Raw genomic sequence first — 9,262 nt, 5'->3', positions numbered from 1 at the left:
ACTAAGAACAGAACAAAAATAAAAAATATCGGAGGTAATTAATTATGATTAAAATTTTATTGGCATGTAATGCTGGAATGTCAACAAGTCTATTGGTTAATAAAATGAAAAAAATTGCGGCAGAACATAAGTTAGAAGCAGATATAAAAGCAGTTCCTGAAATTCAAGCTCCAAGTTACTTCAATGATATAAATATACTACTATTAGGACCACAGATAAAATTTTTAGAGAGTAAAATGATTGAACTTGCCGATGGAAGATTCCCTGTGGTTACTATAAATACACAAAAATATGGAATGATGGATGGATTAGGTGTTTTAAAAGATGCAATTTTAGCTATAAAAGAGTTTAAAAAAGCAAATGAATAATATTAGGGGGGATATATATGAAGTTATTCGAAGGTTTCAATATATTTTTAAATAAACATTTTATACCTACGGCAAATAAAATAGCAGCTCAACGACATGTTGTAGCTATTAAAGATGGTGTAGTTGCCACAATGCCTTTAACTATTGTGGGATCACTTTTTCTTATTTTAAGTTTTTTACCCATTCCCGGATATTCCGATTTTATAGCCAGTAGCGGAATAGGAAGATATCTTTCTTTTATATCTGATGCTTGTTTTGGTATCGTAGGTATGGTTGCATGTTTGGCAGTTGCATATAGACTGACTGTTGGGTATGGATTGCATGAACTTGCTCTATCAAATGCAATAATAGCTGTTTCAAGTTTCTTTGTAACTATGATTCCTTCAGCTATTGATGGAAACATTAGTATGGGGTATTTAGGAGCTAAAAGCTTATTTACAGGTGTTATTATTGGTCTTGTTAGTGTTGAATTTGTCAATAAGGTACTAAAAAAAGGGTTAGTTATAACTCTTCCTGAAAGTGTACCACCTGCTATTTCAAAAACTTTTATGTCATTAATCCCTGGTGTTATTGTTATCAGTTTCTGGGGAGTTGTTACAGCTATTTTAGCTAATACAAGCTTTGCTAACTTTCACGATGCTGTAAATATCATTGTAGGTACTCCACTAAGATTTGCAAGTACTTCATTAGTTGGTCAACTTACAGCAGTTTTATTAACAACTGTTCTTTGGTGTGCTGGAATACATGGAGCTACTATTGTAGGAGGAATAATGGATCCTATATGGCTTGAGAATACTCTTCATAACGCAGCTCTTGCTGCCCAAGGTATTGAAAATATATACTCTAATGGCTATATTATTTCAAGTGCCGCTTTTACAGATATGACAATTAAAATTGGTGGAAGTGGATCTACAATTGGATTTGTTTTACTTATGCTTTTTAGAGCTCGTTCTAAACAGTTAAAAGAGGTTGGAAAACTATCTATAACGCCATCTCTATTTAATATTAATGAACCAGTTATTTTTGGAACTCCTATAGTTATGAACCCATTACTTATAGTTCCTTTTATACTAAATCCAGTTTTAATAACAATTATCAGTTGGTTTTTAATGAAATGGGATTTAGTAAAAATACCTTTTGTCATAGTCCCTTGGACTACGCCACCTATTATAGCTGGATTCTTGGCATCTGGTTTCTCTGTATCTGTAGTTTTACTTAATATTTTCAGTATTATTTTATCAACAGTTATTTTCTATCCATTCTTTAAAATCTATGATGCTCAATTAGCAGCTGATGAAAGTGAAGTTAAAAAAGAGGATAGTTTAGAATCATTACTAGAAGAGATTTAATTTGAGGGAGGATATATTATGAAAAAACCTGTTAAAATAGTTACAATTGGTGGAGGATCATCTTATACACCTGAGATTGTTGAAGGATTTATTAAAAGATATCATGAATTACCTATTAAGGAGTTATGGTTAGTTGATATTGAGGATGGAAAAGAGAAGCTAGAGATAGTTGGAAGTCTAGCTAAAAGAATGGTAAAAGAAGCTGGTTTAGAGGATAAAATGAAAATCTATTTAACTTTAGATAGAAGGGAAGCTCTTAAAGACGCTGATTTTGTAACTACTCAATTTAGAGTTGGTCTTTTAGCCGCTAGAATAAGAGATGAAAAAATACCTTTAAGATATGGAATGATTGGACAGGAAACAAATGGAGCTGGTGGCTTTGCAAAAGCTCTTAGAACTATTCCAGTTATTTTAGATATATGCAAAGATATGACTGAACTTTGCCCTGAAGCTTGGCTTGTAAACTTTACAAATCCCAGTGGTATGGTAACTGAATCAGTTTTAAAATACTATCCTAATATCAAGGTTGCTGGTCTTTGCAATGTGCCTATTGGTGTTAGAAAATCAGTTACTGATGCTCTACAAGTTCCTGATAATGAGATTGAACTTATCTGTGGAGGATTAAACCACTTCTTCTGGGGAAGACAGGTTATTCATAATGGTGTGGATAGAACAGAGGAGGCTCTATCTAAGATACTAACTGATATTGAGAACCTTCCAGCTAACTTAAGACATGGGAAACCTTGGATAAGAGAGCAGATTATGGATTTAAAGATGATTCCTTGTGCATATCATAAATACTATTATCTAACTGATGAGATGTTGGCTGATCAATTAGAGGAGATTAGAAGTGGAAAGGGTACTCGTGGAGAACAGGTTAAAAAGGTAGAGAATGAACTATTTGAATTATATAAAGACCCAAATTTAAAGGTAAAACCAAAGCAGTTGGAACAAAGAGGTGGGCAATACTACTCTGATGCTGCGTGTGAACTTATAAATTCAATATACAATGACAAGGGTACAACTATCGTTGTTTCAACTGAGAATAAAGATGGTCTTATTGATTGTTTACCTGATGGGTGTGCCGTTGAAGTTTCAGCCAAAGTATATAGAGATGGCGTTAAACCATATCCACAAAAACCTATGCCAATAGAAGCTAGAGGAATTCTACAACTTATGAAAAATTTTGAACAACTTACAATTGAGGCTGCTGTTACAGGAAACTATGGAAAAGCATTACAAGCTTTAACTGTAAATCCTTTAGTTACAAGTGGAGCTGTCGCTAAAACTATATTAGATGAGATTATTAGGGAAAACTGGGATTATTTACCTCAATTTCATAACTCAATTGAAAGATATAAATATTAATAAGTTAGGAGGGAAAAAATGAAAAATACTTTACCTAAAGATTTTTTATGGGGAGGAGCTATTGCTGCTAATCAGTGTGAAGGTGCATATCTAGATGGGGGAAAAGGTCTATCACCAGTTGATATTTTACCTGGTGGACCAAAGTTAAGAGCACAGGCTCTAGAGGATGTAAAAAAAGCTATGAATACAGATTATGGATATTATCCCTCACATATTTCAATAGATTTTTTTCATAAGTTTAAAGAGGATATAAAGCTATTTAAAGAGATGGGATTCAAATGTTTAAGAACATCTATATGTTGGGCTAGGATTTTTCCAAATGGTGATGATTTAGAACCTAATGAAGAGGGATTAAAATTCTATGATGCTTTAATTGATGAGCTTATTCAAAATAATATAGAACCCATTATAACTATAAATCATTTTGATACACCTTTAGAACTTACTAAGAAATATGGTGGTTGGAAAGATAAAAGGTTAATCGATTTTTATACTAGATATTGTGAAGTTCTTTTTAAAAGATACAAGGGTAAAGTAAAATATTGGATGACATTTAATGAGATAAATATCATTTTACATATCCCATCTTTTGGTGGTGGTCTTGTTTTTGAAGAGGGTGAGAACAAAAAACAAATTATGTATCAAAGCGCCCATCATCAGCTTGTTGCAAGTGCTTTAGCCACAAAAATTGGACATGAAATTGATTCTAATAACATGATTGGATGTATGTTAGCTGCGGGAACTGTCTATCCCAATACCTGTAACCCAGTGGATATCTTAGCTGCACAGGCTGCTAATAGAGAGAACTATTTCTTTATAGATATACAATCTAAGGGGGAGTATCCATCCTATTCAAAAAGAATGCTAGAAGAGATTGGAGTTTCATTGGATATTACAGCGGAGGAGAAAAAAATATTAAAAGAACATACCGTTGATTACATTGGATTTAGTTATTATTCTAGTAGACTTAGAAGTGCAGATCCTAAAGTTATGAAAGATGTTAGAGACGGTAATGCCTTTGCCTCTTTAACAAATCCATACTTAAAAGAATCTGAATGGGGATGGACTATTGATCCAGTGGGTCTTAGAATAACTATGAATGAACTTTATGATAGATATAATAAGCCACTTTTTATTGTAGAAAATGGACTTGGGGCTGTTGATAAAGTTGAAACTGATGGAAACATAAAGGATGATTATCGTATTGAGTATCTAAGACAGCATATTGAGCAGATGAAAGAGGGGGTTAAAGATGGCGTTGAACTTCTAGGATATACCCCTTGGGGATGTATAGACCTAGTCAGTGCTGGAACTGGTCAAATGAGTAAAAGATATGGATTTATCTATGTTGATAAAGATGATAATGGAGATGGAACTTTAAAAAGATCTAAGAAAAAATCATTTAACTGGTATAAAAATGTTATCTCTTCAAATGGGGATGAACTATAGATGAGAATAATCGGTATAATAGCGGCTACACTGACTACTATCGCCTTTTTTCCTCAAGTTATACAGGTTACAAAAAGTAAAGATACAAAAAGTATATCATTAACTATGTATATTTTATTTGTAACTGGAGTTTTACTTTGGGTTTTATATGGTTTTTATCTAAATGATTTACCTATTATAATTGCTAACTCCATTGTTGCTGTGGCTTCAACTATAATTCTTTGTTATAAAATAAGAGAGATTCGAAGTAATTTAAAAAGTAAATAATTTTTTCAACTATTGTATTTCTAATAAAAATATGATTAAATTAGAAAAATGTTTTCAGGGGGAATATCATGATAATAAATCATATTGCTATTTACACAAATGATTTGGAGAGATTAAAAGATTTTTATGAGAAATACTTTTCTGCAACCTCAAATAATAAATATCACAATCAAAAAACAGGATTAGAAACATATTTTTTAAGTTTTGAAAATGGAGCAAGATTAGAAATAATGACAAGGCCTAATTTAAATATTAATGAATCGATCTCTCCGTTCTGTGGTTTTATACATCTAGCTTTTTCTTTGGGAAATAAGGAGACTGTAGATTCTCTTACAAATAGACTTGTTAAAGATGGATATACTCTTTTAAGTGGACCAAGAACAACAGGAGATGGATATTACGAAAGTTGCATTCTTGATCCAGATGGAAATCAAATAGAATTAGTTGCATAATCTAAACTTTTTAACTTATACAAATAAGATTAATTTAATATCAAGAGCTTTATTATATGAAAAAGAGCTAGTTTACTAGCTCTTTTTTTCTTATAGTTTTATTAACTTCTCTACAGTTGGAATATCTGTTGGAACCCAATCTAAAGTCATTAATGACTCTTTTTTTATCCATTTAAACTCTTGGTGCTCTACCAATTTAAACTCTGAGAAATCTAAAACTGTACAGTTATAAGTAGATAATTTTATAATAAACTCTTCATACTCTTTTTGAACTTCGTCAAAAACTTTATCTGCTCTTATATCTATATTTAACTCCTCTTTAATCTCTCTTTCCAAAGCTCTTTTAGGTTCCTCACCCTCCTCAATTTTACCACCTGGGAACTCCCACATCCCTGGGAAAGTTTTATCCTTTGGCCTCATAGCACAAAATATATCACCATTTGGATTTTCTAAAATAGCTCCTACTACCTCAATAATTTTTTTCATTAATTTCTCCTACTTCTAATAAATTCTTCTAAATTTTCCGAATAGTCATCTAATAGTTCTTTTCTTAATTCATTCAATTCCATATACTTTTTTAAAACTACAATTTCAAATTTTTCTCTTTCAATTGGTTCTTTATCTAAGATAACTACGCCATTTCTAACAACTTGATTTTGGAAAACTGTTGTTGAATCTTTCAAATCTATTAAATCTATTTCTCTATTAACTTTACTCGATATTTCTTGAGCTTTTATAAAAATATCATATTTTTCTATTTTTTTATCTGATAAAAAAGCTATATCAATATCACTCTCTTCATTAACTTTACCTATGGCATATGAACCAAATATATATATCACTTTACATTCAAAGTCCTTTAAGCATTCAATTATGCTTTTTAAAATAATTTCATCCATAATTAATCCTCCAATATTTTTTTAGCAATAATTAAAGAATCTCCTAAATGTTTTTCTATTATTTTCTGTAATATCTCTATATTTAAGCTTTGATAATCATGGACAGCTATATTTCTAAATCCTACCATCCCTTGCATATTTACTGATGTTTTTTTATCAATAACTCCATTTTTTTCTAAAACTTCAAATATCTGTTTGCTTGTTTGAGGAATTTCTAATTTCTTTATTTTTATGTAATGAAGCCCTAAATCTAACGTTGCTTCACACATTCTTTGTAAATTTAAAATTATAGAATCTTGTTTTGTATAATTTTCTAGATTACTTGGTTTATTTGCATACTCCTCTTCTATTCTCTTTATACATCTTTTTATAGTTTCAATTTTATTAATAATTACATCATCTTTCAACTTAATTCCTCCTTAGATTAACTCTCTTTTTCCCTCTCCTACTTCTGCTACTTGTAGCATTTTTTCTACTCTTTCAGTAAGTTCGATATATATCTCTTTAGAAAGTGGATTCTCTAACCTTAAGGTTGTAGTTATCGGTTTTTCATCCTTGTAGTCTACACAATCCCCTTTTCCTATATAGATATATGGTTGAACTACACCATCAACCTCTTTGTATTTTCTTACAAAAATATGTAAATTTATACCACGTTCTTTATTTTTAACTATATTTTGTCCTCTTTCACTTCCAACTCTTGTGGTATTTGGGCTTTCCCATTGAAAATTATATCTATCTAATATTTTATCATTATATTTTATGCTCTCCTTAACATCTGCACCTTTATGTAAATCCACAAATAAAAAATAATTATTTCCATTTGCAAATAACCCAGTTCCTCTAACAGAACTATGTTTCATTTGATAATTACAAATTAATGCTACATCTTTCATAAAATAGTTTTCATATAACTTTAAAAATGGAAAACCATAATCTTCTGTTCCAAAGCTTTCTTTATATTTTAAAAGTCCATAATCTAAAACTTCTAAAATATAATCCTTTACATCTTTATTTTTTAAAACTTTGTTTAATAGTTCTGTTTTCTCTATAGTTTCACCAGAGACTTGAAAAAGTTTCCCACATCTTTTCAAATCTTGAGAATCATAATAATCTCCATTTAAATATCTCATAGCATGGTCTATAGTATCAAGAGTATGCTTAACATCAGATATCTCAATATATTTTCCAACTACTCCTAAAATCCTATTTTTGGATAGTCCATAATTCTTTGCTACTAATTCACGAATTATTGCAAACTCATACACTCTTTTTATAGGTAAAAATCTCTCTATTTCACGAATAACTACTTTTTCTTCTTCGTTTAATGAAAACAGATTATCCTTTACTTTATCTAAAAAATCTAAATATGATTTTTGAAGTCTCACATATTTATAAAAATTAGGAGCATCTTCATACTCAATAAAATCTAATGGTCTTGGAACTTTTCCCTTTAAATAATCTTTAAACTCATCATATTCAGCCTTTAAATACTTTAAACTATTAAAGTTTTCATTATCTAGTTGTTTCAATATCTCTTTTTTACAAATCTCTTCCATCTTCACATGAATAGATTTGGAAAGATTATCAAAATCCCTTTTTACAGCTATTTTTATACTCTCTTTATCATAACCTTTTCTTCCCATAAGTGCCAAGGCAATTAAAAAAGCTCTAGAATGGTTTCCTATAAAATCTATAACTGTTAAAAACTCCTTGTTTTCATAGTGTCTTAGTCCTCTTCCCAACTGCTGTGTAAATATAATCGGTGATGCTGTTGGTCTTAACATTAAAATACTATTTATACATGGAATATCTATTCCTTCATTAAAAATATTAACTGTAAATATAACTTCTAAATCCTCTGTCTCTTTGAATTTTTTTATTATATCCTCTTTTAATTCATTTGAATTTTTTTCACTAGTTACACTTATTGCTTTTATTCCTCTTTTTTTAAATTCAACTTCCATATATTTACAGTGCTCAATAGATATACAAAATCCTATAGTCTTTCTTCTCTCTCCACTATATCCATAAAAATTCATTTTCTTTATAATAAAATCCACTCTTTTTTCTAAACTCAATGCTTTAGCTACTGCAGAAATATCATTTAAATCAATACCCTCTAAATTTACATCTGATATATCCTTTACTCCATAATAGTGAAATGGTGTCACAAGCTCCCTATCTAGTGCCTCTTGTAAACGAATCTCTACAGGTACATTCATATGAAAAATCTCATATATATTTCCACCATCACATCTTTCAGGTGTAGCTGTTAATCCTAGTAAAAACTTAGGTTTAAAATAATCTATAACCTTTTCATAACTTTTAGCAGTTATATGATGTGCTTCATCCACTATTATATAATCAAACTCATCCTCTCTAAACTCTTGGTATCTATTGTTTAAGCTTTGTATAGTGGAAAAAATATAATCTCTATCTGTATTTTTTTTATTTCCTGTAAAAAAGCCCATAGTTTTTTCAGGTAAAATATTTTTAAAAGTTTCCATAGCAGATTTTAATATCTCTTCATTATGAACTATAAAAAGTAATCTTTTAGCTTTAAATACCTTTACATCAAAGGCACCTAAGTATGTTTTTCCTGTTCCTGTAGCTGCAATACAAAGAGCTCTTGTCTCTCCATACATTCTAGTTGTTTCTAAGTTTTTTAAAGCTGTCTCCTGCATATAGTTTGGTTTTATATCTGACTCTTTATAGATTCCAAACTCATGATCCTCTGCTGCTAAAAAATATTCATCTCTAACTTTTTTTCTTACAACTATCTCCTCTTTTTTTACGTATGAAACTATATATGAATTTACATTTTCAACACCTTTTCCCCAAAGATAATTAAACTCATTTAAAATCCCTTTTATAAAGTCACTATTTTTCTCTGTAGTAACTGCTGTATTCCACTCTATATTACTTTTAAGTCCACTTTTAGTAAGGTTAGAAGATCCTATTATAGCTTTATAATAGTTTTCATACTCAAATATATACCCCTTAGTATGAAACCCTTCCATCTTGTCACTATCAAAAAATTTAACCTCTATATTTTTAAATCTTTTTAAAAACTCTATAGATTTCAATTCTGTAAAATGAAGATAGTT

10 protein-coding genes are annotated in these 9,262 nt (G+C 30.0%); 6 read left to right on the top strand and 4 right to left on the bottom strand.

Annotated features, from left to right (window positions below):
* Positions 1-44 precede the first annotated feature (44 nt).
* The 6 genes from ACMOUI_RS04165 (at position 45) to ACMOUI_RS04140 (ending at position 5,253) form a co-directional block, all read left to right on the top strand.
* The gene (locus ACMOUI_RS04165; protein ID WP_418964479.1) at positions 45-368 is read left to right on the top strand and encodes a PTS sugar transporter subunit IIB; all 324 of its coding nucleotides are present in this window, start codon (positions 45-47) and stop codon (positions 366-368) included.
* Positions 369-385: 17 nt separating this feature from the next.
* Entirely contained in the window at positions 386-1,717 is a 1,332-nt protein-coding gene (locus tag ACMOUI_RS04160; RefSeq protein ID WP_418964478.1) for a PTS sugar transporter subunit IIC, read from the top strand.
* An 18-nt stretch (positions 1,718-1,735) separates the two neighbouring features.
* Positions 1,736-3,085 (top strand): 6-phospho-beta-glucosidase, encoded by a 1,350-nt coding sequence (locus ACMOUI_RS04155; RefSeq protein ID WP_418964477.1) that lies wholly within the window; start codon positions 1,736-1,738, stop codon positions 3,083-3,085.
* 18 nt (positions 3,086-3,103) lie between these two features.
* Positions 3,104-4,534 carry a 6-phospho-beta-glucosidase gene (locus ACMOUI_RS04150; protein WP_418964476.1) on the top strand — a complete coding sequence of 477 codons (1,431 nt, stop codon included), beginning with the start codon at positions 3,104-3,106 and terminating at the stop codon, positions 4,532-4,534.
* Positions 4,535-4,801, top strand: a complete 267-nt coding sequence (locus tag ACMOUI_RS04145) for a SemiSWEET transporter (protein ID WP_418964475.1) — start codon at positions 4,535-4,537, stop codon at positions 4,799-4,801.
* 68 nt (positions 4,802-4,869) lie between these two features.
* A complete protein-coding gene (locus tag ACMOUI_RS04140) occupies positions 4,870-5,253 on the top strand; it encodes a VOC family protein (RefSeq protein ID WP_297432340.1) in 384 nt (127 codons plus the stop codon).
* A 90-nt stretch (positions 5,254-5,343) separates the two neighbouring features.
* Here ACMOUI_RS04140 and ACMOUI_RS04135 read toward each other — a convergent pair whose 3' ends face one another.
* The 4 genes from ACMOUI_RS04135 to ACMOUI_RS04120 all read right to left on the bottom strand — a co-directional run.
* A complete protein-coding gene (locus ACMOUI_RS04135) occupies positions 5,344-5,739 on the bottom strand; it encodes a (deoxy)nucleoside triphosphate pyrophosphohydrolase (RefSeq protein ID WP_418964474.1) in 396 nt (131 codons plus the stop codon).
* Positions 5,739-6,152 (bottom strand): type VII toxin-antitoxin system MntA family adenylyltransferase antitoxin, encoded by a 414-nt coding sequence (gene mntA, locus ACMOUI_RS04130; RefSeq protein WP_418964473.1) that lies wholly within the window; start codon positions 6,150-6,152, stop codon positions 5,739-5,741. Before mntA ends, ACMOUI_RS04135 begins: the two co-directional genes overlap by 1 nt.
* A gap of 2 nt (positions 6,153-6,154) precedes the next feature.
* Positions 6,155-6,559, bottom strand: a complete 405-nt coding sequence (gene hepT, locus ACMOUI_RS04125; protein ID WP_418964472.1) for a type VII toxin-antitoxin system HepT family RNase toxin — start codon at positions 6,557-6,559, stop codon at positions 6,155-6,157.
* Positions 6,560-6,571: 12 nt separating this feature from the next.
* On the bottom strand, positions 6,572-9,262 hold a 2,691-nt coding region (locus ACMOUI_RS04120), incomplete at its 5' end, for a DUF3427 domain-containing protein (RefSeq protein ID WP_418964471.1).

This window comes from Cetobacterium sp., assembly GCF_048470075.1.
Taxonomy (GTDB): Bacteria; Fusobacteriota; Fusobacteriia; order Fusobacteriales; family Fusobacteriaceae; genus Cetobacterium_A.
This window is presented reverse-complemented; position numbering and strand designations above follow the sequence as displayed.

Bases quoted from the DNA above. Each gene is read 5' to 3' on its own strand.
- ACMOUI_RS04160 (WP_418964478.1), top strand. From the start codon at position 386: ATGAAGTTATTCGAAGGTTTCAATATATTTTTAAATAAACATTTTATA.
- ACMOUI_RS04165 (WP_418964479.1), top strand. From the start codon at position 45: ATGATTAAAATTTTATTGGCATGTAATGCTGGAATGTCAACAAGTCTA.
- ACMOUI_RS04135 (WP_418964474.1), bottom strand. From the start codon at position 5,739: ATGAAAAAAATTATTGAGGTAGTAGGAGCTATTTTAGAAAATCCAAAT.
- ACMOUI_RS04150 (WP_418964476.1), top strand. From the start codon at position 3,104: ATGAAAAATACTTTACCTAAAGATTTTTTATGGGGAGGAGCTATTGCT.
- ACMOUI_RS04140 (WP_297432340.1), top strand. From the start codon at position 4,870: ATGATAATAAATCATATTGCTATTTACACAAATGATTTGGAGAGATTA.
- mntA (WP_418964473.1), bottom strand. From the start codon at position 6,152: ATGGATGAAATTATTTTAAAAAGCATAATTGAATGCTTAAAGGACTTT.
- ACMOUI_RS04145 (WP_418964475.1), top strand. From the start codon at position 4,535: ATGAGAATAATCGGTATAATAGCGGCTACACTGACTACTATCGCCTTT.
- ACMOUI_RS04155 (WP_418964477.1), top strand. From the start codon at position 1,736: ATGAAAAAACCTGTTAAAATAGTTACAATTGGTGGAGGATCATCTTAT.